Raw genomic sequence first — 24,411 nt, forward strand, 5'->3', positions numbered from 1 at the left:
ACGGCGGCACCGGCACGAACGTCCGCGCCCTCAGACCCCGGCCAGCTTGGCGTACAGGTCGCGCATCATCAGCGCGCAGTCGAGGCGGTGCCACACCCGCACCGTCCGGCCGGGCACCGGCGCGTCGGAGTACGAGCCGTCGTCGTTGATCGCCGGCATCGGTAGCACCGCCGACTCCGACGAGCTCGGCCACGCCTCGAAGCTCGACTGCAGCGCGGTGAGCAGCACCAGCGGCGAGTCGCCGAGGATGTAGGTCTCGCCGATGTCGAGCCCGAAGGAACGGATGCGCTCCTGCAACGATTCCAGCACGCCCACGAGGTCGCGCCCGACCGGCCCGGTCAGGTGCGCCTTCATCTCGGTGAAGGACGCCAGCGTCTGCCGGTAGGACGTCCGCGGCACCTGCCACACCTGGAGGTCGGAGTCGTTGAGCACCACCTGCGCGGCGATCGGGTCGATGGCGGTGTTGTACTCCGCGGCCGGTGCGCCGGGCGGCGACTCGACGCCGGGGTGCTCCGCGCCGCCGATCCACACCGCGGTGAGCTTGCCCGCGATCGTCGGGTCGAGCAGCCAGGCGGACGCCAGCTCCGTCAGCCCGGCGCCCAGCGTCACGTACAGCGGCCGGGGGTCGTCGGCGTGGGCGGCCGCGATGATGGCCCGGGCGCCGGCCGAGTCGTGCGGCGTCCGCCGATCGGTGAGCGCGACGTTCGAGCCCGCCACGACGGGCACGTCCCCGCGCCCGACGCGGCCGAGGTAGTCAGACGCCAGCGCCGCGGCGTTGTCGGCGGTGGTCTCCGAGGGGTCGAAGGCGTCTCCCTCACGCAGGTGCGAGCCGATCACGGTCACCAGCTCCGCCGAGGGGCTCAGCGCGTGGTGCACCAGCTGGAACAAGCCGTCGGGGTCGCCCGAGTAGTCGTTGTCGGAGACGATGCGCAGCCGGCCCTCAGCCATGGTGACCCCCCAGCAGTGCGTCGATCTCGCCCTCGAGCCGGTAGCGTTCCTCGACCCGGGTGGGGGTGTCGTACACCTTCGCGAGCGACTCCGCGGGCGTCCATTGCTGCCACGGCATCGCGCCGGTGCTGATGAACCCCACCCAGTCGGCGTGCATCTCGTCGGCCAGCTCCTGCGGCGCGTCCGGGCCCGAGGAGGTCTCGACCTGCGGGGCGTCCAGCAGGTCGAACGCGAACGGGATCTCCGCGCAGTGCGCCACCAAGCCGTTGCTGGCGTTGGGCCAGCGGAAGTCGTAGGCCCAGCTGGACGCCGCCCCACCGGACGCCCGCGCCGCCAGGAACCGCACGAGCGGGCCGCGGAACATCTTGTCCGTCATCAGCTGGCCCACGAGCAGCGGGCCCGACAGGTCCGGGTGGGCCGCCACGTGGGCGTCCGCCACCGGCCCCACGACGCTGCCGCGCAGCAGGTCGGGCACGTCGGCGTCCCCGAACAGCGGCGCCATCATCTGGCCGATGAAGGTGAACTCGTGCGCCACCGTGCCCATGACGAGCGGCACGTCGGACGCCGCGACCGCGGCCACCGGATCGGTGAGGGTCGCGTCGTCGAGGTACGGGATGAACGTGATGCCGCCGAACGCCGGGCCGGTGAGCATGGCGTCCACGACCTCTCCCGGCGGCAGGCCGGCCCCGGCGGGCGGCGCGGCCATCGCGTCGGTCGCGTCGAGGATCGCGTCCTCGCTCACGCTGCGGAACCCCGCGAGGGTGGGTTCGACGCTGAGCGCCGCGGCCAGCCGCTCCGAGCGCTCGCGCGCCTCGTCGGCGGGCAGTGGGTCGAGCGCGCCGGAGTGGCTGATCGCGCCGCTGAACAGGCCGGACGCCGGCGGGCAGGCGAACATCGCCAGCACCGAGCCGCCACCGGCGGACTGGCCCGCGATCGTCACGCGCCCGGGGTCACCGCCGAAGGCCGCGATGTTGTCCCGCACCCAGGCCAGGGCGGCCGCCTGGTCGAGCAACCCCCGGTTGGCCGGCGCGCCCTCGATGAAGCCGAACCCGTCGAACCCCAGCCGGTAGCTCACGCTCACCGTCACCACGCCGTCCCGGTTGAACGCCGCGCCGTCGTACCAGGGGCTGCTGGGGGAGCCGGCCTTGTAGCCGCCGCCGTGGATCCAGACGAGCACCGGCAGGGCGTCCTCGCCGCCCGGCGCGGACGTGAACACGTTGACGTTGAGCGTCGCGTCACCCGGGTACGAGGGCTCGGGGATCGACGTCACCTCCGCGAACGGGCGCCGCTGCGGGGTCGGGCCGGGCTCGACGGCGTCGCGGACGCCCTCCCACGGCTCGGGCGGCACCGGGGCCGCGAACCGCAGCTCGCCCACCGGCGGCGCCGCGAACGGGATGCCGAGGAAGGCCGCCGAACGCTCCCGCCCGGCCCCGCGCCACACCCCCCGGACGGCGCCGTGGGTCGTCCTCACCACCGGGGCGTCGAGGTCGGCAGGGGTCGGGTGGTCAGTCATCGGTGGCCTCCAGGTCGAGGGTCAGGGGTTCGGCGGATCCGGTGCGCACCGTCACGGTGATCGGGCCCGGTCCGGTGGGGCGCACGACGGCCAGCGCCCGGCCGTCGAAGGTGCGCCACGTGTCGGCGTCGAAGCGCTCGGCCGTCTTCGGGTTGGCACTGCACATCCCCGCCAGGACGCCGGCGCCGCTCACCTCCACCGTCACCTCGGCGTCCGCCGCGGTGGCGAGGATGCCGTCGGCGTCGCGCCACTCCAGGGCGACGTAGGCGAGATCGGTGCCGTCGGCGCGCAGCGTGGTGCGGTCGGCGGACGCCGTCAGCACGGCTTCGCCGGCGGTGACCAGCTCGGTGCGGCCCACCTCTTCGCCCCCGCGGTATGCCACGGCGGTGAGCGTCCCCGGGGTGTAGGTGGTCTCGAGGGTGGCCTGCATCGGCCGGACCTCGCCGACGGGGCCGCGGGCCACCTCCGCCCCGTTGCACAGCAGCGCGACCTCGTCGGCGTCGGCGTACACCTCGACCACGACGGGACGCCCCTCGAAGCCCGGCCACGTCCACGACGACACCGAGTCCGACCACGACCAGGGCGAGGCCATGGCGATCTCCCGGCCGTGGTGCTCGGGGCGGAGCACAGCGATGGAGGGCTCGGTGCGCAGGCCGAACACGATCTCGCGGTAGAAGCTCACCGGGCGCCGCCAGCCCGTGATGTCGAGGTCACCGCACCAGGCCGTCAGGAACGGGTACTCCCGCTCCAGGGCGGGCGTGGCGTCGGGGTCATCGGCATAGGCCGTCGCGCCGATGCCGACCTCGCCGAGGTAGTCCCAGCCGGTCCAGGTGAAGTCGCCGATGACGTGGGGGTGCTCCAGCACCATCGGCCACAGGTCGCCGATGCGCTGCGGGAACGTCTCCGAGCCCACGAGGACGTGGTGCGGGAATTTCTCGGCGTCCAGCGCGTAGCGGCCCTCGGCGTAGTTGAGCCCCAGCACGTCGAGGGCCGCGCTCGACTCCGCGGTGCGGCGGGTGACGTTCTCGCCCGAGCCGAGCGCGTTCATCCCGTCCCCGGGGTCGGACGCCGCCCCGGCCATCAGCTCGTTGAGCCCGCCGGGGGTGTTCTTCGCCTGCTCGGCCAGCTCGTCGAGCACCGTCAGGGCGGCGTTCACGCCGTTGGTCACCAGCCGCGTCGGGTCGAGCGCGCGCACGTGCTCGGCCATCTCGCGGGCGAGGACGGCGCCGTGCGGCATGCCGACCTCGGCGATCTCGTTGCCGAGGGAGTACATGATGACGCTGGGGTGGTTGAGGTCCTTGGCCACCATCGACGCGAGGTCGGCGCGCCACCACTGCGGGAACTCCATGGCGTGGTCGTAGGGCGTCTTGAACCGCACCCACATGTCGAACGCCTCGTCCATGACGAGCATGCCGAGCCGGTCGCAGGCGTCCAGCATGGCCGCCGACAAGGGGTTGTGCGCGGCCCGGACGGCGTTGAAGCCGGCCGCGCGCAAGAGTTCGATGCGCCGCTCCTCGGCGCGGGGAATCGCGGCGCCGCCCAGGGGGCCGTTGTCGTGGTGGATGCAGGCGCCCCGCAGCAGCACCGGCTCGCCGTTGATGCGCAGCCCGAGCCCTGGGTCGGCCGTCACGGTGCGGATGCCGAACGTCGTCGTCCGGGTCGCCCCCTCACCGCCGGACGCCGGCGTCAGGGTCGTGTCGGCGGTGTAGAGCTGCGGTGATTCCGGCCCCCACAGCGCCGGGTCGGTCACGACGAACCGCTGCCGGACCCGTTGCGGACGGCCCGGCGGCAGGGTCACGGGCGTGGCGTCCCGGTCGACCTCGACGCCGTGGGGGTCGACGAGCACCGTCGTGAGCGTGGTGGATGCCGTGGTCAGCCCGGCGTTGGTCAGCTCCGTGGCGACCTCCACGGTCGCGCGCGGCGGGGCGTCCCCCGCCCCGGCCGGGAGGTTCTCGAGGCGCAGTGTCGTCACCCGGACGCCGTCGGGTAGCACGTGCGCGGGGGCGTCCACGTGGCAGAACACGCCGCGGTGCAGGCCGGCGCCCGAATACCAGCGCGAATCCTGACCCGTGCGGGTCTCGACCCGCACCTTGTTGGGCTCGCCGTACCGCAGGAACGGGGTGGCATCGACGAAGAAGCGGGCATAGCCGTCGGCCCAGTTGCCGGCGAACTCCTCATTGATGAACACCTGTGCGTGCCGCATGGCCCCGCCGAACTCCAGGCGCACCACGCGGCCCTCCCAGGCCGCCGGCACGTCGAAGGTCTTCAGGTAGGTGTGGTTGCCCGGCGGGTAGTAGGCGTTCGCGCCGGCCGCGGGGGCGTCCGGCGTCCGCTGCGCGTCGCGCAAGGCGTCGTGGGGCAGGGTGACCGGCGTCGGCTCGACCGCTGCGGCGTCGAAGGCGGCGAACGGGCCCTGCGGCGTCCGGACGGCCCAGCCGTCGTTGAAGGGGATACGCATCGGGAGCCGTCCTACGTTGGAGGGGAGCCTGCGTCACACCGTGAAACACATGCGTGCTGTGACATGCCCGCTGTGACGTGTCAGCACGCTACCGACTCCCGCGAGGCCCCGCAAGCAAACGGGGGCGGACGGTGACCCCGCCGCGCGGAATCCACGCGGTGGCGTGCATCACGTGAGCCCGAGACGACCCGCCACCAGCGCGCTGACCTGCTCGGCCTCGGCCAGGGTCGGCATCTCGCAGAAGACCCGCAGCACGGGCTCGGTGCCCGAGAAGCGGATCGTTACCCAGCCGTCATTGGCGAAGTAGACCTTGCACCCGTCGTCCCAGCGCACGCGGCTGATCGCATGGCCGAAGTCGGGCAGATCGTGGTCGGTGAAGAGGCGGTGCTCGAGCTCGGCCTTGCGCTCCCCGGCGAAGGAGTAGGCCGCCTCGACCATCTCGAGCCGGCCGTAGGTGGCCAGGATGTCGGCGTAGAGTTCCGACAGCTTCTTGCCGGACGCCGCCACCATCTCCACCAAGAGGCTCCCGGCGTAGACGCCGTCCTTGCCGGCGATGTGACCGCGGACGGTCAGGCCGCCGGAGGACTCGCCGCCGATCACCGCGTCCGTCTCGTCCATCTTCGCGGAGATCCACTTGAAGCCCACCGGCACTTCGTGGCACACCTCGCCGTGGGCCTGCGCGACCCGGTCGAGCAGGTGGGTGGTCGACATGTTGCGCACCGCCGGCCCGTGCCAGCCCTTGGTGGTGAGCAGGTAGTGGTACAGCAGCACCAGGATCTGGTTGGGGTGCAGGAACGCCCCCGTGTCGTCGATGATGCCGAGGCGGTCTGCGTCCCCGTCGGTGGCGATGCCGAGATCGGCCTTGCGCTCCAGCACGGCCTGCTTGAGCGGCTCCAGCGTGGCGGCGGTGGGGGAGGGCATGCGTCCGCCGAACAGGGCGTCGTGGCGGTCGTTGATGACGTCCACCTGGCAGCGGGCGGTCATCAGGACGGTCTGCAGGCTGGTCTGGGCGACGCCGAACATCGGGTCCAGCACGATGTGGAGGTGCCGGTGCCGGATGGTCTCCATGTCCAGCTTCTCGATGATGGCGTCCAGGTACCAGTTGAGGGACATCTGCACGGTGAGCAGCGGATGGTCGGCCACGGCCTCCGGGGCCACGGCGACGATGTCGGCCTCGCCGAGCGCGTTGGCCCGGGCGGCGATCGCGTCGGTGACGGCCACCTCGGCGTCGCGGCCGCCTTCGGTGAACACCTTGATGCCGTTGTAGAGCGCCGGGTTGTGGCTCGCCGTCACCGCCAGGCCGTAGGCGCAGCCGAGGTTGCGGACCGTCCACATGAACATGGGCGTGGGGGCCGGGCGTTCGATCAGGGTGACGGGGATGCCGTTGCCGAGCAGCACCTCCACGACCCAGCGGGACGCCTCGAGTGACAGGAACCGCCGGTCGTGGCCGACCACCACGCCCGATTCGTCCACCCCCTCGGCCGCCATGCGATCGCACAGGGCCTGGGTGATGCGTCGGACGTTGGCCCGGGTGAAGCCGTCGCCGATGATCTCGCGCCACCCGCCGGTGCCGAAGTGGATCGTGCCTGAGTCGGTCATGGCCCCAGCCTAACGGCGGCGCGCCACTTTGGAAAGAGTCTATCCAAAATGGGTCAGGCGCCCTACGATGGGGGGGTGGAGAACGCACAGACTGACCTCACGACCGCGGTGTTCATGGCGCGCGGCCTCGGCACCCGGATGCGCAAGGAGGCCGCCGGCGTCGAGCTCAGCTCAGCCCAGTCCGGCATGGCCGACCGCGGCCTGAAGAGCATGATCGACGTCGGACGCCCCTTCCTCGACCACGTCATCGGCGCCGCCGCCGACGCCGGGATCAGCGACGTCGTCCTCGTCATCGGCCCCGAGCACGAGGAGATCCGGCGCTACTACGGCGAACTCCCGCGCCACCGCACCGAGATCCGTTTCGCCGTCCAGGAGCGTCCCCTCGGCACGGCGGACGCCCTCCTCGCCGCCCGCGAGGCGGTGGGTGACCGGCAGTTCCTGTTGTTGAACTCCGACAATCACTACCCGACCGAGGCGCTGGCCGCCCTGCGGCGGACGCCGGGCCACGGCCTGGTCGGCTTCGACCCCCGGGGTCTGACCGAACGCGGCAACATCCCCGCCCAGCGGGTGCGCGCGTTTGCGCTCATCGAGGCGCGCGACGGTCAGCTCGTCGACATCGTCGAGAAACCCGATGACGCGACGCTGGCCCGCCTCGGCGATGCACGCGTCAGCATGAACTGCTACGCGTTCGCGCCGTCGATCTTCGATCACGCGGCGGCCGTCCAGCCCTCCTCGCGCGGGGAGTACGAGCTCACCGACGCCGTCCGCGGGGCACTCGCCGCCGGCGAACCCTTCGCCGTCATCGAGAGCGATGCCGGCGTCCTCGACCTCTCCCAGCGGGGGGATGTCGCCGCCGTGGCGGCGGCGCTGGCCGGCCGGGAGCCGGTGCTGTGACGGCCTGGTTCTCCCCCGGCCGCATCGAGGTGCTGGGCAAGCACACCGACTACGCCGGCGGGCGTTGCCTGGTCATGGCGCTCGATCGGGGCGTGACGGCCACCGTGACCGACGGGCCGGGTCGGGCCCTGACGGCCACGAGCGGCTCCCTGCCCGGCGAGGTCGACCTGCGCGACGGCGCCTCACTGCCCGCCGGGCACTGGGGCCACTACCTGCGCACCGTCGTGGGACGCCTGGAGCACAATTTCGGCCCGGTCCGGGGCGGGCACGTGGCCATTGACGCCACGTTGCCGCTCGCCAGCGGCATGAGCAGCTCGTCGGCGATGATCGTGGCCACCGCGCTCGCGCTCGCCCACCACAACGGCTTCCCGGCCACGGACGCCTGGGCCGCCACCCTGACCTCTGACGAGGCCCTCGCCACCTACCTCGCCTGCGTGGAGAACGGCTCGGGTTTCGGCCCGCTCACCGGCCTGCGCGGCGTGGGCACCCGGGGCGGTTCGGAGGACCACACGGCCATGATCTGTTCGCAGCCCGGCACGCTCGGCCTGTTCGACTTTGCCGGGCTGGTGCCCGTGCGGGAGCGGAGCATCCCGCTCGACCCGTCGCTGCGCTTCGTCGTCGTCATGAGCGGCGTCCTCGCGGAGAAGACCGGCTCGGCGCTGGAGCACTACAACCGCTCCTCGGAGCTGGCACGGGCGCTCACGCAGGCCTGGAACGGCGCGACCGGACGCGAGGACGCCAACCTCGGCTCGGCGCTGCACGCGGTGCCGGACGCCCGCGCCCGCCTCACCGCCCTGGTGCGCGACGACGCTGAGCTGACCCGCCGGCTGCAGCAGTTCCTCACCGAGTCGGAGGACCTCATTCCGGCGGCCGCCGAGGCCCTGGCCCGGGGCGACCTGACGCGCTTCGGTGAGCTCGTGGACGCCTCCCAACAGGGCGCCGACGCCGGCCTGGGCAACCAGATCCCCGAGACGCGTCGATTGGCCGGGTCCGCGCGCGAGCTCGGCGCGCACGCCGCGTCCGCCTTCGGCGCCGGGTACGGGGGCAGCGTCTGGGCCCTGGTCGACGCCGAGGACGCGGACGCCTTCGCCGCCACGTGGTTCGAGCGTTACCTCGCGGCCTTCCCGCAGCACGCGGACGGGGCCAGCGTGCTGGTCACGGAGCCCTCCGCTCGGGCCCGGCCGGTGGCGGGTTGGACCGTGGCATGATGCCCCGGTGAGCGACCACCCGCCGGCCAGCGCCGATCCCTCCTCGGTGCGCCAGTGGAACGAGCGGGTCGTCGTCGCCACGTTCACCGACGGTCAACCGCACCGCGTCTCCGACACGGCTGCCGCCACGGGCCTCACGCCCGCGTCGGTACGCGCCGTGCTGGGCACCCTCGGCGCGAAGGGGTGGATCGCCGCGCGCGACCCCGCCCCGGCCGGCCTGGGGCGTCCGGCCCGCACCTATCAGCTCGCGACCCCCGACGCGGTCGTGCTCGGGGTGGACCTCGGCGGCCACGCGGTGCGCGTGGTGAGCGCCGATCTCGCGGGGCAGGTGCAGGTGGTGGGGGAGGCCGCCGTGCCGCCGGGTGACGTCGACGGCACGCGCGCGGTGATCGCCGAGCTGCTGGTCGGCGTCCCGGTGGAGCGCGTGTGGACGACCGGCCTGGCCGTCTCCGGCGCCCTGGGGGCGGACGGCACGCTGGTGCGATCCCTGGCGCTCGGCCATCTGGCGAACAGCCGGCCGGCGGAGGTTTTCGCCGACGTGCTGCCCGGCGACGTCCTCACCTGCCACGACACCCGGTCGGCCCTGTGGGCCGAGCACGAGTCGGGCGCTGCCCGGGGCGTCCGCGACGTGATGCTCGTCAGCCTGGGCCGCCGCCCGTCGATCGCCCTCCTGCTGGACGGGCAGCTGTACGTCGGTGCCCACGGCAGCGCGGGCGAATTGTCGCTCAACGAGCTGCTGCCCGCCACGAGCAGCGACCACGCCGCGGCTCCCGAGACAGCCCGCGCCTTCCTGGCCGGCATCACGCCGCAGATCGCCTACGCCGTCGGCCTCGTCGACCCCAGCCTCGTGGTGGTCGGCGGCGCGCCAGCGTCGGTGTTCGCGCCGAGCCTGCCGGGTTTCGGTGCGGCGCTCGCGTCGCGGCTCCAGTCGCCACCGGAGGTGGTGGCGTCCGCACTCGACCAGTTCGCCGCGGCGACCGGCGCGTGTCTGTTGGCCCGCCGACGGGTGTTCGCCGTGCTGCTGCACGCGCCCGACGGCGTCGCGGCGCTCACCCAGGAGGGCTTTCTCGCGGCAGCCCGGCCCTGAGCCCCTCACCGACCGAACCGGTCAGTGCTCCTGCAGGGCGCCGCGCTCGATGTCGCGCCCGGCGTAGTCGATGCGCTCGACGTAGACGGTGCCGCTGCGGGCATAGGGCCCGACGACGCGCCCGGTGAAGGACTCGGCGACATCGCTGGAGAGGTACCGGCCGTCGGTCCGGCCCACGCCCACCCACTCCCCGCCGTCGAACACCTCGGCGCGGAGCAGGTCGCAGCCCACGGTCACGCCCAGCTGGCCGGACGCCGCGGGCTTGGCCACGATCCGCAGCCGGACGACCGGGTCGGCGTCCGCGCGCGTGTGCGTCCAGGACTGCCGCAGCAGGTTGGCCGCCATCGTCGCGGTCACCTCGGAGCCGTCGACCTCCACGTCGAGGTGGAAGTTCTCATCAAAGCGCATGCTGAGCCCACCGACCCCGTCGGAGACGTCCAGGGTGACCTCCACCGTCATGCCCTCAGTGCACTGCCGCACTCCCAGGAACACCGGGCGGAACGCCTCCATGCCCTCCCCGGCGCCCAGCAGCCGCGCCCAGCCCGGCCGGGTCGCCAGGTCGGCCACCTCGCGGGGGAACTGTCGCACGGCGATGATCTCGGGGTCGAAACCGTCGAGAGCCGCGGGCGCGTCGCTGGGGAACGTGAACGACCGCTCCACCGCATCGTGCCGTTCCCCGAGGTGCACGGGCTCGGCGTGCGGCCAGTCGTCCTGCCAGGTGACCGGGGTGAGGAACGTCTCGCGGCCCATGGGCGCGAACGCCCGGGTCATCGAGCGCGGCCGCGTGCCGAGCAGCACCATGGCCCAGCCGCCGTCGGGGGTGCGGACGAGGTCACCGTGGCCGGTGTTCTGCGCGGGGCGGTCGGAGCCGCGGGCGGTGACGATCGGGTTGTGCGGGCAGGGCTCGAACGGGCCGTCGATCGCCGGGCCGCGGGCGATGGTGACGCTGTGCCCGCGCTCGGTGCCGCCCTCGGCGATCATCAGGTACCACCAGTCGCCGATGTGGTAGACGTGCGGTGCCTCGGGGAACATCCCCCCGGTGCCCGACCAGAGGTGCTTGGGCTCGGACAGCGCCGCGCCCGTCTGCGTGTCGAGCTGCACCTGCGTAATGCCTTGGTGGGTCAGCGTGCCGTCGTCGGCCAGGGTGAAGCCCGACATGGTGACGTGGCAGACGCCGTCCTCATCCCACGCGATGTCGGGGTCGATGCCGAGCACGTCCATGACGACGCCGTCGCTCCACGGCCCCTCGGGCCGCTCGGCGGTGAACAGCACGTTGCCGCGTCCGCCCATCATGTCGGGGATCACGAGCCAGAAGCGGCCATCGTGGTGGCGGATGGTTGGGGCCCACGCCCCGCCGCCGGTGCGCGCCTCGTGCGAGCCGAGCTGGCCCTCGCGCACCGCGACGTGACCGATCAGCTCCCACTGAGTCAGGTCGGTGGAGTGGAAGATCGGAATGCCGGGGTAGTACTCGAAGGTGGAGTTGGCGAGGTAGTAGTCCTCACCCACCTGCACGACGCTGGGGTCCGGGTGGAAGCCGGTGATGATCGGGTTGCGGATGTCCATGGTCACGTCCTTTGCGGGATCGGGTCACCGCGGTCCGGGTGGGCGGCGGGGACGGTCGGATGGCTCAGCGCACGCCCTTGATCGGGAACACGAGGAAGGCGGCGAAGATCGCGAGCACGATGGCCCACGGGAACAGCGCGACGTAGCCGATGTTGGCGATCAGGACCGCGTTGACGATGGGGGCGAACATCTGGGGCACGTTGTTGGCGATGTTGATGACACCGAGATCCTTCGCGGCCTCCTCGGGGTTGGGGAGGATGTCGACGACCAGCGCCACGTCCACGGCCATGTAGGCGCCGAAGCCAATGCCGGCGAAGGCGGCCAAGAACAGGATGCCCATGACGTTCGGCATCAGGATGGGGAAGACACAGCCGACGGCGACGAAGAACGGCGCGACGAACACGAAGATCTTGCGGCGGCCGAGCTTGTCCGACAGCGGCCCGGCCAGGAACGTGGCGGCGATGGCGAAGCCACTGTTCACCATCTGCTGCAGCGCCATGATGGGGCCGGCCTCCTCCGTCGTGAGGCCCACGTACCCGGTGAGGATGTACAGCATGTACCCGACGATGCCCATGTAAGAGAGGAACATGACGAAGCGCTGCGCGAAGGCCCAGCGGAAGTCGGCGCTGCGGAAGGGGCGTCCGAAGCCCTTGGCGAACTCGAGCCAGCTGAAGGCGGGCAGCGCCATGCCCTTCGACGACTGATCCTGATTCAGGAACACGAGCAGGCCGACGAGGACGATGACGGCGATGCCGAAGACGGCGTAGCCCAGGCCGAGCTGGGTGACCATGAAGCCGGCGCCGACGACGCCAACCATGGTGCCCAGCGTCATGCCGACACCGAAGAAGGCCGACGCCGTGCCGCGGTAGGTGGGCGCCAAGCGGTCGGCCACCAGGGCGCTCATCGGGCCCTGGACCGAGTTCAGCGAAACCTGGGCGAGCACCCACATGACCGCCACCAGGGCGACGTTGACGCCGATGTGTGGGATGAGGGTGAGCATGATGCCGCCCAGCACGGCACCGCCGAGCATCCAGGGCGCGCGGCGTCCGAGCCTGCTGCGCGTCCGGTCCGACAACGCCCCGACGATCGGCTGGACGAAGAGCGTGGCGAAGCTGGAGAGCGAGGTGACGATCGCAAGGTTCGTCTCGCGGTTCGCCGGGTCGAGGTTCTCGACCTGGATCGGCAGGAGCACCGAGCCGGCGGCCAAGTAGCACGCGAACAACGCCGTGGACGAGATGAGGATCGACCACACCAGTTTCTGCCGGGCGGGCCCCTCAAGATAGGTGCTGGGGTTGTCCGCGGGGGATTCGACCCCACGGGGGGAAGGAACAGGTGAGCTCACGACGATCCTCGAAGACCACGTCCGGTCACGGCTCCGATTGCTGTGACCACGCTGTGACGTATAAGTCCGACGAGTGTCACGTTAGTCGCGGTCATCCGGCGGTGTCAACGGGCGACGAGTGGCTCACCACGCGGCCGGGTAGCCGTCGGCCCGCGGTTCGGACGCCGCGACGAGCGTGCCGTCCTCGCGCCGCCAGATCGCCTGGCCGCGGCCGAAGGTGGCGGCGCTCGCTGCGACCCGGGCCGCGTGACCGCGCGCCGCGAGGTCGGCCACGACCGCCTCGCCCGCGGCCGCCTCGACCTCCAGGCGGCCGGTCTCGGCGTCGAAGAACCAGCGGGGCCGGCCGAGCGCGGTCTGGGGGTCGTCGCCGCCGTCCACCGTCGCGAGCACCACCTGCACGTGCCCCTGGGCCTGCATGTGCCCGCCCATGACGCCGAACGGGCCCACGGGCTGGCCGCCGCGGGTCAGGAACCCCGGGATGATCGTGTGGAACGGACGCTTGCCCGGCGCCAGCTCATTGGGGTGCCCGGGCTCGAGCGAGAAGCCCCAGCCCCGGTTCTGCAGCGAGATGCCGGTGCCCGGCACCACCACGTGGGAGCCGAAGCCCGCGAAGTTGGACTGGATGAAGCTCACCAGCTGCCCCTCGCCGTCCGCGACCGACAGGTAGACCGTGTCGGAGCCCCGCGGGTCGACCGCGACCGGCGGCACCGCCCGCTCGCCGATCAGGGCCCGCCGCCGGTTCACGTGGGCGTCGCCGAGGAGCTCGGCCACCGGCACGTCGGCGTGCTGGGGGTCCGCCACCAGGGCGTGGGTGTCGGCCAGGGCGAGCTTGACGGCCTCCACCGCCCGGTGCCAGGCGGCGGGGCGCGGGGCGCCGTCGGGTCCGGGGGCGAAGGGGAGGACGTCGTCGGCGTCGAAGCCCTCAAGTACGCGCAGCGCGATCAGGGCTGCGATGCCCTGGCCGTTGGGCGGGATCTCCCACACCTCGTGGTCGCGGTAGGCCGCCGAGATGGGCGTGACCCACTCCGAGCGATGGGCGGACAGGTCGGTGGCCGCGAGGTCGCCGCCGCTGGCGGCCGCGAACGCCACGATGCGTTCGGCCAGCTCGCCGTCGTAGAACGCCTCGCCCCCGGAGGCGCCGATGGCGCGCAGGGTGGCGGCGGTGGCGTCCGAACGCCAGAGCGCGCCCACCCGCGGCTCCCAACCGTCCGGGGCGAAATGGGGCAGGAAGCCGGACGCCGAGGCGTCCGCGGCGTCGCGCAGCCGCCCCCGCACGGCGGCGACGGTGCGCCCCCAGGCCCAGGCCACCACCGGCGACAGCGGGAAACCCTCCTCAGCCAGCCGGGCCGCGGGTTCCAGCAGGGCGGCGAAGTCGAGGCGTCCGAACCGGCCGTGCAGGTCGGCCCACGCCCGCACCGCACCCGGCACGGTCACGCTGGGCCAACCTAACCGCGGCATCGCGGTGAGGCCCGCGTCCCGCAAGCGGCCGGCGTCCGCGGCCGCCGGTGCCCGGCCCGAGCCGTTGAGGCCGTGCAGCGTCCCGCCGTCCCAGACGAGGGCGAAGGCGTCCGACCCGATCCCGTTGCTGCACGGCTCGACCACGGTGAGCGCGGCCGCGGTGGCGATCGCGGCGTCCACCGCGTTGCCGCCCTCCTGCAGCACCCGCAGCCCCACTTGCGCGGCGAGTGGCTGGCTGGTGCACACCGCGCCGTGGCGAGCGAACACCGGCACCCGGCGTCCCGGGAGGGCGAGGGCCTCAAGGTCCATAACAGTGTCTCCTCGGTGCTGGCGGCGGACGCCCGCGGACGGTCGTTGGTCTCACTCCATCACATCAGACGGGCGGGTGGCTGATCACGTCTACGATCCCTTGTCATGGCCACGACCGACGATCTCGACGCCCTCGGTGCCCTGCCGCGCCGGCGCCTCGACCCGGTCGAGGTCGCCGCCGAGCACCACGCCACCCTGCTGCCCGAATTCGCCGGCCTGCGCACCGCCCGCATGCTCGAATCGCCGTTCGCGTGCTTCCGGGGCAGCGCGGCCCAGATGGCGTCCGACCTGGCCCGGACGCCCTCCAGCGGCACCGCGGTGATCAGCTCGGGGGACGCCCACCTGTCGAACTTCGGGTTCCACGCTGCCCCCGGGCAGGCGTGGCTGTTCGACCTGAAGGACTTCGACGAGGGCGGGCTCGCGCCGTGGGAGTGGGACGTGAAGCGCCTCGTGGCGAGCGTGGTGCTGGCCGTGCGGGGCAGCGGCGGCTGCGAGGAGGTGGCCCTCGACGCCGCCCGCGTCACCGCCCGGGCGTACCGCAAGACGATCCGGCGGCTGCACCAGATGGCGCCGATCGACCGGTTCCACCAGCGCATCTCTGAGCGCGACCTGGAGCGGCTGGCGTCCACCCGGGACCAGCGCCGCCGCCTCACCAGCCCCGCCGCGCGGGCCGGGGCGCCGGCGTCGGCCCAGACCCTGGAGAAGTTCACCGTCTCGGTGAGCGGAGGGCGGCACCGGCTCGTCGACCAACGACCGCTCGCGCGCCACACCGACCACCTGGCCCTCGCCGATGTCGAGCGTCTCTGGAAGTCCTACCTCGCCACCACGCGGGAGGACGTCCGGCAACTCCTGAGCGGCCACCGCGTGGTCGACCACGTGCTGCGCCTCGTCGGGGTCGGGTCGGTGGGGGAGCGCTGTTTCATCGTTCTGCTCGAGGACGACCACGGCGACCCCCTGCTGCTGCAGCTGCGGCGGGCGACGCCCACGGTGCTCGCCCCGTGGGGCGGTGTGGAGCAGCGCCTGGGCGCCCTGGGATGCCCCACCGGCGACGGCGCCCGCGTCGTCGCCGCCCAACGCGTCCTCCAGGCCCACCCGGACCCCTTCCTGGGCTGGGTCGCCGACACGACGGGGGAGCACTACTGGCGCCACGTCCGCGAACTCAAGGGCTCGGCCGACCTGTCGCGCCTCGACGCCGAGGGGATCGCCGCGACGGCGCGGGTCTGCGCCGCGCTCGTGGCCCGGGCCCACGCCCAGTCGGCCGGTTTGGACGCCATCGCGGAGGTCTGCGCCCGCGGCGGCAAGGGGCTCGACCGCGTCTTCGCCCGCTTCGCCGGCCGCTACGCCGACCTGGTGGTCGCCGACCACGCCGCCCTGGTGCGCGCCGCGGCCAGGGGTGCCCTGCCGGTCGCGGACGCCTGAACGGCCGCCCGGTCGGCCTAGCCCGGGCGCTGCGTCGCCGCGAGGGCGTCCTCGGCGGACGCCAGCGCCTGCGTGGCCCGCTCGGCGGCGCGGGCGGCCCGCTCCCGGCGGGCCAGCGCCAACCGCACCTGCCGCTGGGCCTCGGCGAGGTCGGCCTCGGTCTGCTGCACGTCGGCCTCGGCCTCGGTCAGGCCCGCCGTCGCGCGATCGAGCGCTGCTCGGGCGTCGTCGCGCGCCTGCACCAGCTCCGGTGGCGGGGGAGCGGGCCGGGGCGGGGGAGCGGGTGGGAGTGGCTCGGGCGGTCCCGACTGCTGCAGCGCCGCAGCGTCCTCGGCGCGGGGGGTCTCACCGGCGGCGGCCAGGGCACCCAGGGCGGCGGAGAGATCGATCTCGCCGAACCCACCGTAGGTCAGCGGCCGGGCCAGGCGGCCCTCGGCGACCGCTCGGGCGGCGTCGGGATCGGCGAGGGCGGCGCGCAGGGTGGCGCGCACCTCGTCCAGGGCCGGGGCGGCCGCGGTGAGGCCCAGCGCGGCCAGGTGGGCCACGAGGTCGGCGATCACCCGCGCCTCCAGCGCCGAGCGGCGGCCGGACAGCTCGCGGACGCGTGCGGCGTCCAGCGCCGACTGGGCCCCGCGCAACTCCTCGCCGAGGGTCAGCCACTCGCGCAGCGACACCAGGGACGCCCGGGCCGCCACGTTGACGTACCAGGCCGACAGCGTGGGACGCCGCAGCGCGCGGAGGGCCGTGGCCAGCTCACGGTCGCCGGCACTCCGCGCCGCCCGGGCGGCCGCATCCCGCGCCGCGGTGAAGTCGGCGGGATCACCCGCGTACAGGCCGTCGGCGAGCTCGATGAGCCGGGCGGCGTGGGCGAGCTGCGCGGTCTGGGCGGCTGGGTCGCGCGCGCCCGCCGCGTCCGGTGTCAGTCCCACTCCCAGGTCATGGCGTGCACGCCCGGGGAGGTGTCGGCGCGCACGAACTGCGCCTCGTTGTCGGTGAGCTCGAGGTCGGTGAACTCGGTCGGTTCGGCGCCCATCGTCGCCGAGTAGCCCCCCCGCACGCGGCGGGGCAGCTCGTGCGGGTCGAACCGGGTGCACAGGGCGACCGTTCGCACGGGATCCATCGACGAACGGGTCAGCCGGAACGACGGGGCCGACGTGGGGGCGAAGAGCACGCGGTACTCGCTCAGGACGTGCTCGCCGCGCTGCACGACGCGCGGGGCCAGCATCTCGGCGACGATGAGATGGCGCTCGGGCACCTCGACGACCTCGCCGACGCGGCAGCCGAACGTGGCCTCCAGGGTGGGCACCCCGCTGTCGCCGTCGGCGTCCTGCTCGAACACCAGGGGCCAGCGGTGCAGGCCGTTGCGGTCGGCGCGCCACAGGATCCGGCCCTCCTGCATGGCCTCGGTGCGGTCGGCGTTGATCGTGAGCCGGTCCACCATCGAGACGCGCGCCAGCTGGCCCTGCATGTCGATGCCGAGATCCGCGATGATCTGGGTCACCAGCTCGCCGACGGGCATCACCGACTGCCAGGGGAACAGCTCCCGACGGGTCCGCCCGTCGGCGGTGTGGGTGTGGCGCGTCAGGTGACCGGACGGCAGCTCCAGGATGTCTTCGAGCGCCACCAGCGTGTGGTAGGAGCGGGCCCGCGTCGGGAGTGAGCGCCCCGACTGCCAATAACTCAGCGTGGCGATGCTCACGGGCACGCCCATCTCATCGAGGCGGGAGCGCAAGCGCTCCAGCGAGAGGCCGCGCGACTGGACGGCTGCGGTCAACACCTCCGCGAACGACGACCCGGGGCGATTTTCGGCATTCACCCCCTCATTGTGACGCGTGCTGCCGCTCCACGCGAGATGAAGTTGCCGTCACTCGGCGCGATCAGAGCCGCTCGACCAGCCCCCACTCATAGGCGCGGACGACGGCCTTGAGCCGCGAGGTCACCTGCAGTTTCAGCATGATGGCCGAGACGTGCGATTTCACCGTTGATCCTGAAACCCGTAGCTCCTCGGCGATCTCGCCGTTGGAGTAGGCGTCGCACAGCAGACGCAGGATCTGCAGCTCGCGCGGGCTCAGCCCCACCTCCTCGGCCGTGCGTTGCGGACGCCGCCCGTTCGGCTGGCGCTGCACCAGGCGGGTCATCGGCCCCGGCGAGACGACGGAGGACCCGCGCATCACGGCGCGGACCGCCTCGGCGAGCCCGCCGGGGGAGGTGTCCTTCAGCAAGAACCCGTTCGCACCGGCGCGGAGCGCCTCCTGGACGGCTTCGTCCTCGTCGAAGGAGGTGATGACGAGGATCTTGGTGCCGGGGAGGCGGCGGCGCAGTTCGGCGGTGGCGCCGATGCCGTCGAGGCGGGGCATGCGGACGTCCATGATCACGACATCGACCGGTTCCGCAGTGATCGCGGACACCGCGTCGGCACCATTGGTGAGTTCGTGGACGATGTCGAACCCACCGGCCCGCAGGTAGGACGACAGGGCGGAACGGACGATCGCGTCATCGTCGACGATCGCCACCGTGATGCCGTCGGGGACGGTGGTCATGGCCCTCATTCTCCCCCGATCGGCAGTTGTGCGCGCAGGATCCACGTGCCGGACACCGGAGTCACCTCGAGTTCGCCGCCGAGAGCCTCCACGCGTTCGGCGGCGCCGAGGAGCCCGAGCCCGCGCTCGGCGCCGTCGCCGTGGGGTGTCCGCTGCCGGTTGGTGAACACGGCCTCGACGAGATCGTCGTGGGTTTCGATGATGAGGCGGCATGGGCCGGGCGCGGCGTGCTTGACCATGTTCGAGGTGGCCTCCACGACGAGCTTCGCCAGGGTTTCACGGACCGATTCGGGCAGGCCGTCCAGGTCGGCCTCCAGGCTGGTCGACAGAATCAGACCGTGGCCGGCCAGCTCCCGCCGGCGTGACTCGATCACCTCCGTCACCGGCATGGTCCGCCACGGCGAGGCGTGGGTGTCGGCGTCGAACGCAGGATCGGTGCGGCGCAGGGTCTCGAGCATGCCCCGCAGGTCGCGGACGGAGCGGCGTCCGGTGGCGATGATGAAGTCGAGGTCGGCGACGAGTTCGGCGTCGCCGGCCGAGCGCAGCTTGATCTGCTCCGCGCGCATGATCATCGTGCTGGTGGCGTAGGCGACCGTGTCGTGGAGGTCGCGGGCGATGCTGCGGCGCTGCGCCTGCAGGGAGGCGAGGCGGCGCTCCTCCGCGTCGGCGCCCTGCAGCCGCAACCGGCCGATGGAGCGGCCGGCGCCCCAGGCGCCCAGCATGAGCGCGCCCAGCACGAGAATGGACTGCACGGCATCGTCGATGGTCAAGGAGATCTGGAACGACAGGGCGGCCAGCAACACGGTGTACCAGATCGCGCACAGGTCGCGCAGACGCCGCAGCCCGCGCACCCCCGTGGACACGACCGGGATGTAGACGCTGAGGGCGGACACGGGCAGGCTCTCGCCGTGGAGGAGGACCAGCACGACGAGCGCCGCCCCGGTTCCCAGCGCGCCGATGACAGGCCAGCGGCCGGACGCCCCGGCGAACAGGGCCAGCACCACCTCGACGACGATGTGCTGCCCGGTCGGCGTCGCGCCCGCGCTGAACAGTGACAGGCTGAGCAGCACCAGGGCCACCAGCGACTCCGGCACCCCGGCCGACCCCAGCGTCCCCACCCACGTGGGCAGGCGGCGCCGGCCCCCCGCCTCCTGCGACATGGCGGCAGTCTCTCACGGCGCTGACGGGAACCGACTTGTGGCGAACGGACTCGTGGTCAACCGGTGGTGATGGGGCCGTCCCGAAGGGTGTGGTTTCCGCGCGGTGGGTGGTACTTAGGTGCCGGCCGGCGGGGTACTTTCTGCCGATGCGCGCCGGCGGACGATGGCCTAGCGTGGTCTGCGTGTCCACCCCCCGCACTGGCGCAAAGCAGTCGGTGAAGAGCGCCCCCGATCTCATCGTGGTCATAGCGGTCGTGACCGGGATCGTGGGAGGCGCCCTCATCGGCCTCTGGGTCGGTGATGCCCGGACCTTGGGGGCGGTGGGCGCACTGGCCGGGTTGGTCGCGGGATTGGCGTTGCCTGTCCTGTCGCCCCAGAACAGGGGACGCCCCGCGACCCCCGGCCGCCACCATCCTCGCGAGCGCAGGTACCCCGCGCACGGCTCCGCACCACGTTCTCCCGCCCGGCCCGCGACCGAGGCTGATCACACCGCCCGCCCGCGCTGAGCCCGTGCTCCGCCGAACGTCAGTCCGCGCGCGGCGTCCTGCGCCCGCCGCGTCCTGCTGCGCCCGGTGTGTTCAGCGCGCGCAGAGCACCGGGATCAGGTTGCACATCCACGGCGGCAGATCCATGGTCTCCTGGACCGACGACACCAGACCGGCGTTCAACAGCCCGAACGCGACTGCGGCGGCGAGTGTTCTCTTCATGGTGGGTCCCCCTCCGGATTCACGCGGTGCGATTTCAGTTCAACACCGTGGTGACCATAGTAGGTTTCACCGATGCCGGTGTCACTCGCGTCCCGCAGCGGGGGCCGTGCCACCCGCCGCCCCACGCTCCGCGGTGGGGCGTGGGTCACTCGACGCAGATGCGGGCGAGGAAGTCCTCGACGTTCTCACGCAGGCGGGCGATGCGGTGCTCGGTGGACACGGTCTCGGGCATCGTGCCCCCGCCCACCGAGCGACGCAGCCCCCGCACGTAGAGCGAACAGGCGAGATCGGCGCAGATGTAGGTGCCCACGGTGTTGTGGTTGACGCCGGCCCGGCCCGCTCGGCGCGCCACCATGAGCACCGCGCCCTGCGTCTGGTGTTGCGTCCAGCAGAGGTTGCACAGGGCGCGACGGCCGTGCGGACGGTTCTTGGGCAGGCGGAGCACGGCGCCCACCAATCCGAACGAGGTCTCGGCGACGAAGTAGCCGCGTTCGGGCGTCTGCGGGTCGGTCCAGCCCAGGTAGTCCAGCGAGTCCCACAGCGTCGCGTCGTACCACCACGGCAGGTGCAGGCGTTCGCGCTCGGCGTCCGTCGCGTTCACGAAGCTGGCGAGGATCGTCTCCCCGGCCAGCGACTTCATGGTGCCGTTTCTACCCCACCGCGGACGGTCCCGGGGGGTGCCCCGCCGCAAACTTCAGGGGGAGATGGGTGGGAGCCGCCGGGGGGAACGGTTCTGGGGCGTCCTCGCGCGCCGATATCCTTCTCGGAGGAGGGCTGTTGATCCAGATGCAGGACGAGCAGGTGCCGCCGGACTCCGACCGCGAGCGGCAGATCTTCGTGACCCTCTCGACCGTCTTCGCTCTCGTCTCGGCCATGGTCGGCCTCGGCCTGCTCGGCAGCCCCGTCGACGTCGTCGCGAGCGGGGCGCTGGCCTCGGACGCGACGCTCGTCGCGCCCGCCCAGTGGGCGTTCCTGCTGTGGCGTCCCATCTACCTCGGCATGCTCGCCTACGCCGTCCTGCAATGGCTGCCCGGCCAGCGGACGCGCCCCCTCCACCGCGAGATCGGCTGGCAGGCGGGCTGGTCGATGATCCTCGCCGGGGCGTGGGTGTTGGTGACCCAGCGCGGCTGGCTCTGGATCGGTGTGCTCTTCCTCTTCGCCATCGTGTTCGTGCTCGCCCTGGTCAACCTGACGCTCGCCTCCGGGGCGGTCGAACGGCGCCGGGCCGGCAGTTGGCTCGCCGTGGACGCCACGTTCGGCGTCTACCTCGGGTGGGCCAGCATCGCCACCATCGCGATGGTGACGGCGACCCTCAAGAGCGTCTACATCACCTACGGCAACCTCGATCCGCTCGTGGCCGTCATCGTGCTCCTCATCGGGGCGGGCGTCGGCGTCCGGCTCGCACTCCACACCAAGGCCTCCCTGACGATCCTGTTCGGGTTCGTGTGGGGGTTCGTCGCCATCGCCTGGGGCCGCCTCGCCGGGCCACTGGAGTCGCCGTTCGTCGCGGGGGGCGCCATCCTCGCCGCGGTCGTGGTGACGGGCGGCACGCTGGCGGTCGGCTGGGCCGGTCGGCGCAGCGCCGCGGGCATGGTGGCCGTCGCCGAGTAGGCGCTCAGCCGCCCCCGTCGGACGGCGAGGGACGCGACCGGTTCGCCTTGGTCTGTGCCCGGTGGCGTTTGGCGGTGAGCCGACGTTCCACCGCCCCGCGGCCGGGACGCGTCGCCCGGCGGGCCGGCGGGGGTGGCGCGAGGGCGTCCCGCAGCAGGGTGGCGAGACGGCCGCGGGCGGCAGTCCGGTTGAGCCGCTGCGACCGATGCTCGGAGGCGTCCACCGTGAGCACCGTGCCCGTCAGCCGCGAGGTGAGGCGCCGGAGCAGCCGGACGCGTTGCGCGTCGGTGAACGGGCGCGCGGTGGCCAGGTCGATCGAGAGCTGCACCCGGGAATCCGTCGTGTTCACGCCTTGGCCACCCGGCCCCGAGGAGCGCGCGAAACGCTCGCTGAGATCTGCGGCGGGGACGACGAGACCCTCCGGCACCCCGGGCCCGGGCGGGATGGTCAGGTCGGACATGGCGCCAGCCTAGGCCCGAGGCGCCCCCGGTGTCCGCACCGCGGGCCGGAGGTGGCCGCGCCGTTGTCCACAGGGTTGTCCTCAGCTGGGGATGAATGACACCGGTGTAAGTCGGCCCGCCGCCGCGGGGCCGCCACTAGAAGGGATCCTCGCCGCGCAGCGCGGCGTGCAGCAGGTCGCGCAGGCCGGCGTCGGTGAGGCCGGAGCCCTCCAGCCGACCGTCGGGCAGGGAGCGGAGGAGCCCCACGTGGGCGCGGCCGGCGTGGACCACCGCCGTCGCCACCCCGGTGCGGCCGTGATGGCGCAGCGCGAGGGAGGCGACGCCGCCGTCCTCGTCGAACGGGGCCGGCCACGCCGTCAGCGAGGCAAACGCGTCCGCGCCCCACACGACGGGCGCGTGCTCCGCCCCCGGGGCGTCCTCGGGATTGGCCAGTGCTCGCAGGTACTCGGCGGCGCCCGCGGCGGTGGTGGCGCCGAAGGCGTGCAGCCCGTTCGGGTCGACGTCCTCGATCAGGACACCCCGGCCGTGGTGGGCGTAGGCGAACACCCACCGCGCCCCGGCGTCGCCCTCACGAGACAGGTGCAGCACCGTCTGGGCGGTGCGCCGCAGCATGAGCACCCCGGTGATCTCCCGGCACGCGGTGAGGCGCAGCTCCCCGGTGGGGGAGCCGTCCGCGGCCTCGGCGGGTCCGAGCGCGACCATCGAACGGGCGATGAGCCCGCGCAGCGCGATGCCGCCGAGCTGGGCCGCGGTGAGGTCCTGCGCGTCCAGCCACGGGGTGGGGGACGGTTGCTCGTTCTGGAGTCCGTCGAGCGCGACGATCTCCTCATCGGTCAACACCACGACGTCGCGCGGCACGTCGGGCGGATCGGCCAGGACGGCCAGGGCGGCGTCCGCGTCGGCCCGGCTCCAGGTGAAGCCGGGCGGCGGCAGCGCGTCCGGCGCGGTGGTGGCGGTGAGCAGGCGGGTCACGAGAAGAGTCCCTTGGCCCAGGCAGCCACCCGGGTGGCGGCGTCCGACACCCCCGACCCCACCGCGGCGGCGGCGTCCCCAGCCCGGCGCCCCGCGTCGTGCAGGAAGGCGCCGATGTCCTGGCGGTGGTCGTACACCAGGTTGCCGAGCGACCACGCCCCCGCCACCACCCCCGCGCCCACGGCCACCGCGACGAGGGCCGTCGCCGCGACGGGGGCCAATGCCGCGCCGGCTCCGAACGCCAGCGCGATGGTCGCGGCCCCGCCGGCGATGGAGAGCGCCCCGGCGATCCGGTCTCCGGTGCCGCGCCAGCCGTCGTGCGTGGGGTCGATCAGTTCCTTCGTGCCGCCGGCGATGGCGAACAGGCCGCCGATCGGCCCCAGCCAGCGGCCGACCGCTCCCAGTGGCCCACCCAGCCGGGCGAGCTGGTTGGCGAGGAAGCCGTTGCGGCCGAGTGCCGTGTCGACCATGTCCCCCATCACGAACACCCGCGCCGATGCCGCCGCGGTGTTGACCTCGGCGAGGGCATCCGCGGCAGTGTGGATCCGCATGAGGTCGGTGACCTTCTTCAGGGTCAGGGCACCCAGGACCGGCTTCTTCACCGCCGAGACCCACTCCGCCGCCGAGGCCAAGGTGGCCAGCGCGAGGGCACCGCTGGCGATGCCGCCGTGGTCGGAGGCCTGCGCCTGCTCGTCGGCGTGGTGGCCCAGCGCGTCGGCCGCCTCGGCCAGCACGCGTGACGTCTCCGCCAGGCTCGGCGCGTGCTGGCCCGCCCACTGGTGGCGGAAGCGGTCGGCGTCCGGCCCCTGCCAGGCCCCGCGGGCGATCACCGGGCCGAGGGTGCGGGCCACGCCCTCGAGCGACCGCGCGGCCGCCCGGGCGTCACCGGCGAGGTGGCGCAGCGACTCCACGTCGGCGCCGACCATGACGGTCATGTACTCCCCCCTCCACCGGCCCGGGCGGACCGTCAGGCAGGACGCTAGTGCCGTCGAGCCGACCTGCCCCGAAATTTCTTGCTGGCCTGTGGACAACCCGCTCCCCGCCCCGGCGGATTGTGAATTGGACCCGAGAAAATGGCGCCATGGCACCCTTTCCTCGGGTCCAAACGGTCGAGACGGGGCCCGGACGCCACCGCTCCCGCCTTGTGCGGTTCCCACAAGTG

21 protein-coding genes are annotated in these 24,411 nt (G+C 73.0%); 5 read left to right on the forward strand and 16 right to left on the reverse strand.

The annotated features are described in order from the left end of the window. Window positions 1-30: 30 nt before the first annotated feature. From IFY26_RS09295 to IFY26_RS09310, 4 genes are all read right to left on the reverse strand, one after another. Complete coding sequence (locus IFY26_RS09295; RefSeq protein WP_232548728.1) at window positions 31-948, reverse strand: nucleoside hydrolase; 918 nt, start codon at window positions 946-948, stop codon at window positions 31-33. Continuing rightward, on the reverse strand, window positions 941-2,461 hold the full coding sequence (locus IFY26_RS09300) for a carboxylesterase/lipase family protein (RefSeq protein ID WP_232548729.1): 1,521 nt from the start codon (window positions 2,459-2,461) through the stop codon (window positions 941-943). Before IFY26_RS09300 ends, IFY26_RS09295 begins: the two co-directional genes overlap by 8 nt. Further along, window positions 2,454-4,919, reverse strand: a complete 2,466-nt coding sequence (locus IFY26_RS09305; protein WP_232548730.1) for a glycoside hydrolase family 2 TIM barrel-domain containing protein — start codon at window positions 4,917-4,919, stop codon at window positions 2,454-2,456. The genes IFY26_RS09300 and IFY26_RS09305 overlap by 8 nt, the downstream gene beginning before the upstream one ends. Before the next feature lie 168 nt (window positions 4,920-5,087). After that, complete coding sequence (locus IFY26_RS09310; RefSeq protein WP_232548731.1) at window positions 5,088-6,518, reverse strand: phosphoglucomutase/phosphomannomutase family protein; 1,431 nt, start codon at window positions 6,516-6,518, stop codon at window positions 5,088-5,090. Between the two features lie 114 nt (window positions 6,519-6,632). On the opposite strand from IFY26_RS09310, the gene IFY26_RS09315 reads away from it, so the two are divergent. The 3 genes from IFY26_RS09315 to IFY26_RS09325 are packed head-to-tail and all read left to right on the forward strand — an operon-like array spanning window position 6,633 to window position 9,707. Continuing rightward, window positions 6,633-7,412, forward strand: a complete 780-nt coding sequence (locus tag IFY26_RS09315; protein ID WP_269779348.1) for a nucleotidyltransferase family protein — start codon at window positions 6,633-6,635, stop codon at window positions 7,410-7,412. Further along, window positions 7,409-8,620 carry a galactokinase family protein gene (locus IFY26_RS18180; protein ID WP_232548733.1) on the forward strand — a complete coding sequence of 404 codons (1,212 nt, stop codon included), beginning with the start codon at window positions 7,409-7,411 and terminating at the stop codon, window positions 8,618-8,620. Before IFY26_RS09315 ends, IFY26_RS18180 begins: the two co-directional genes overlap by 4 nt. Before the next feature lie 7 nt (window positions 8,621-8,627). After that, complete coding sequence (locus IFY26_RS09325) at window positions 8,628-9,707, forward strand: ROK family transcriptional regulator (protein WP_232548734.1); 1,080 nt, start codon at window positions 8,628-8,630, stop codon at window positions 9,705-9,707. A 21-nt stretch (window positions 9,708-9,728) separates the two neighbouring features. Here the strand turns inward: IFY26_RS09325 and IFY26_RS09330 are convergent, their stop codons facing one another. The 3 genes from IFY26_RS09330 to IFY26_RS09340 all read right to left on the reverse strand — a co-directional run bounded on the left by IFY26_RS09330 (window position 9,729) and on the right by IFY26_RS09340 (window position 14,379). Next, a complete protein-coding gene (locus IFY26_RS09330) occupies window positions 9,729-11,270 on the reverse strand; it encodes a glycoside hydrolase family 43 protein (RefSeq protein ID WP_232548735.1) in 1,542 nt (513 codons plus the stop codon). A 64-nt stretch (window positions 11,271-11,334) separates the two neighbouring features. Continuing rightward, window positions 11,335-12,612 (reverse strand): MFS transporter, encoded by a 1,278-nt coding sequence (locus tag IFY26_RS09335; protein ID WP_232548736.1) that lies wholly within the window; start codon window positions 12,610-12,612, stop codon window positions 11,335-11,337. A 123-nt stretch (window positions 12,613-12,735) separates the two neighbouring features. Next, the gene (locus IFY26_RS09340) at window positions 12,736-14,379 is read right to left on the reverse strand and encodes a gamma-glutamyltransferase family protein (protein ID WP_232548737.1); all 1,644 of its coding nucleotides are present in this window, start codon (window positions 14,377-14,379) and stop codon (window positions 12,736-12,738) included. 105 nt (window positions 14,380-14,484) lie between these two features. On the opposite strand from IFY26_RS09340, the gene IFY26_RS09345 reads away from it, so the two are divergent. Then, window positions 14,485-15,798: a DUF2252 domain-containing protein gene (locus tag IFY26_RS09345; RefSeq protein ID WP_232548738.1), complete on the forward strand. Its 1,314-nt coding sequence runs from the start codon at window positions 14,485-14,487 to the stop codon at window positions 15,796-15,798. A gap of 17 nt (window positions 15,799-15,815) precedes the next feature. Here the strand turns inward: IFY26_RS09345 and IFY26_RS09350 are convergent, their stop codons facing one another. The 6 genes from IFY26_RS09350 to IFY26_RS09370 all read right to left on the reverse strand — a co-directional run bounded on the left by IFY26_RS09350 (window position 15,816) and on the right by IFY26_RS09370 (window position 20,845). Further along, window positions 15,816-16,727, reverse strand: coding sequence for a hypothetical protein (locus IFY26_RS09350; protein ID WP_232548739.1), 912 nt, complete (start codon window positions 16,725-16,727; stop codon window positions 15,816-15,818). Beyond that, on the reverse strand, window positions 16,718-17,614 hold the full coding sequence (locus IFY26_RS09355) for a hypothetical protein (protein ID WP_232548740.1): 897 nt from the start codon (window positions 17,612-17,614) through the stop codon (window positions 16,718-16,720). Before IFY26_RS09355 ends, IFY26_RS09350 begins: the two co-directional genes overlap by 10 nt. A gap of 61 nt (window positions 17,615-17,675) precedes the next feature. Beyond that, complete coding sequence (locus tag IFY26_RS09360) at window positions 17,676-18,338, reverse strand: response regulator transcription factor (protein ID WP_232548741.1); 663 nt, start codon at window positions 18,336-18,338, stop codon at window positions 17,676-17,678. Window positions 18,339-18,343: 5 nt separating this feature from the next. Then, the gene (locus IFY26_RS09365) at window positions 18,344-19,498 is read right to left on the reverse strand and encodes a sensor histidine kinase (protein WP_232548742.1); all 1,155 of its coding nucleotides are present in this window, start codon (window positions 19,496-19,498) and stop codon (window positions 18,344-18,346) included. A gap of 578 nt (window positions 19,499-20,076) precedes the next feature. Further along, window positions 20,077-20,205 carry a hypothetical protein gene (locus tag IFY26_RS17835; RefSeq protein ID WP_269779329.1) on the reverse strand — a complete coding sequence of 43 codons (129 nt, stop codon included), beginning with the start codon at window positions 20,203-20,205 and terminating at the stop codon, window positions 20,077-20,079. Between the two features lie 145 nt (window positions 20,206-20,350). Continuing rightward, window positions 20,351-20,845, reverse strand: coding sequence for an FBP domain-containing protein (locus IFY26_RS09370; protein ID WP_232548743.1), 495 nt, complete (start codon window positions 20,843-20,845; stop codon window positions 20,351-20,353). A gap of 137 nt (window positions 20,846-20,982) precedes the next feature. Here IFY26_RS09370 and IFY26_RS09375 point away from each other — a divergent pair, with 137 nt between their 5' ends. Further along, window positions 20,983-21,816 carry a hypothetical protein gene (locus tag IFY26_RS09375; RefSeq protein ID WP_232548744.1) on the forward strand — a complete coding sequence of 278 codons (834 nt, stop codon included), beginning with the start codon at window positions 20,983-20,985 and terminating at the stop codon, window positions 21,814-21,816. A 4-nt stretch (window positions 21,817-21,820) separates the two neighbouring features. Here the strand turns inward: IFY26_RS09375 and arfB are convergent, their stop codons facing one another. The 3 genes from arfB to IFY26_RS09390 form a co-directional block, all read right to left on the reverse strand. Further along, entirely contained in the window at window positions 21,821-22,276 is a 456-nt protein-coding gene (arfB, locus tag IFY26_RS09380) for an alternative ribosome rescue aminoacyl-tRNA hydrolase ArfB (RefSeq protein ID WP_232548745.1), read from the reverse strand. Between the two features lie 136 nt (window positions 22,277-22,412). Further along, complete coding sequence (locus IFY26_RS09385) at window positions 22,413-23,249, reverse strand: hypothetical protein (RefSeq protein WP_232548746.1); 837 nt, start codon at window positions 23,247-23,249, stop codon at window positions 22,413-22,415. Beyond that, window positions 23,246-24,184, reverse strand: a complete 939-nt coding sequence (locus IFY26_RS09390) for a WXG100 family type VII secretion target (RefSeq protein WP_232548747.1) — start codon at window positions 24,182-24,184, stop codon at window positions 23,246-23,248. Before IFY26_RS09390 ends, IFY26_RS09385 begins: the two co-directional genes overlap by 4 nt. Window positions 24,185-24,411: the final 227 nt, after the last annotated feature.

The sequence above is a fragment of the Propioniciclava soli genome (assembly GCF_014858005.1).
GTDB classification, from domain to species: Bacteria; Actinomycetota; Actinomycetes; order Propionibacteriales; family Propionibacteriaceae; genus Propioniciclava; species Propioniciclava soli.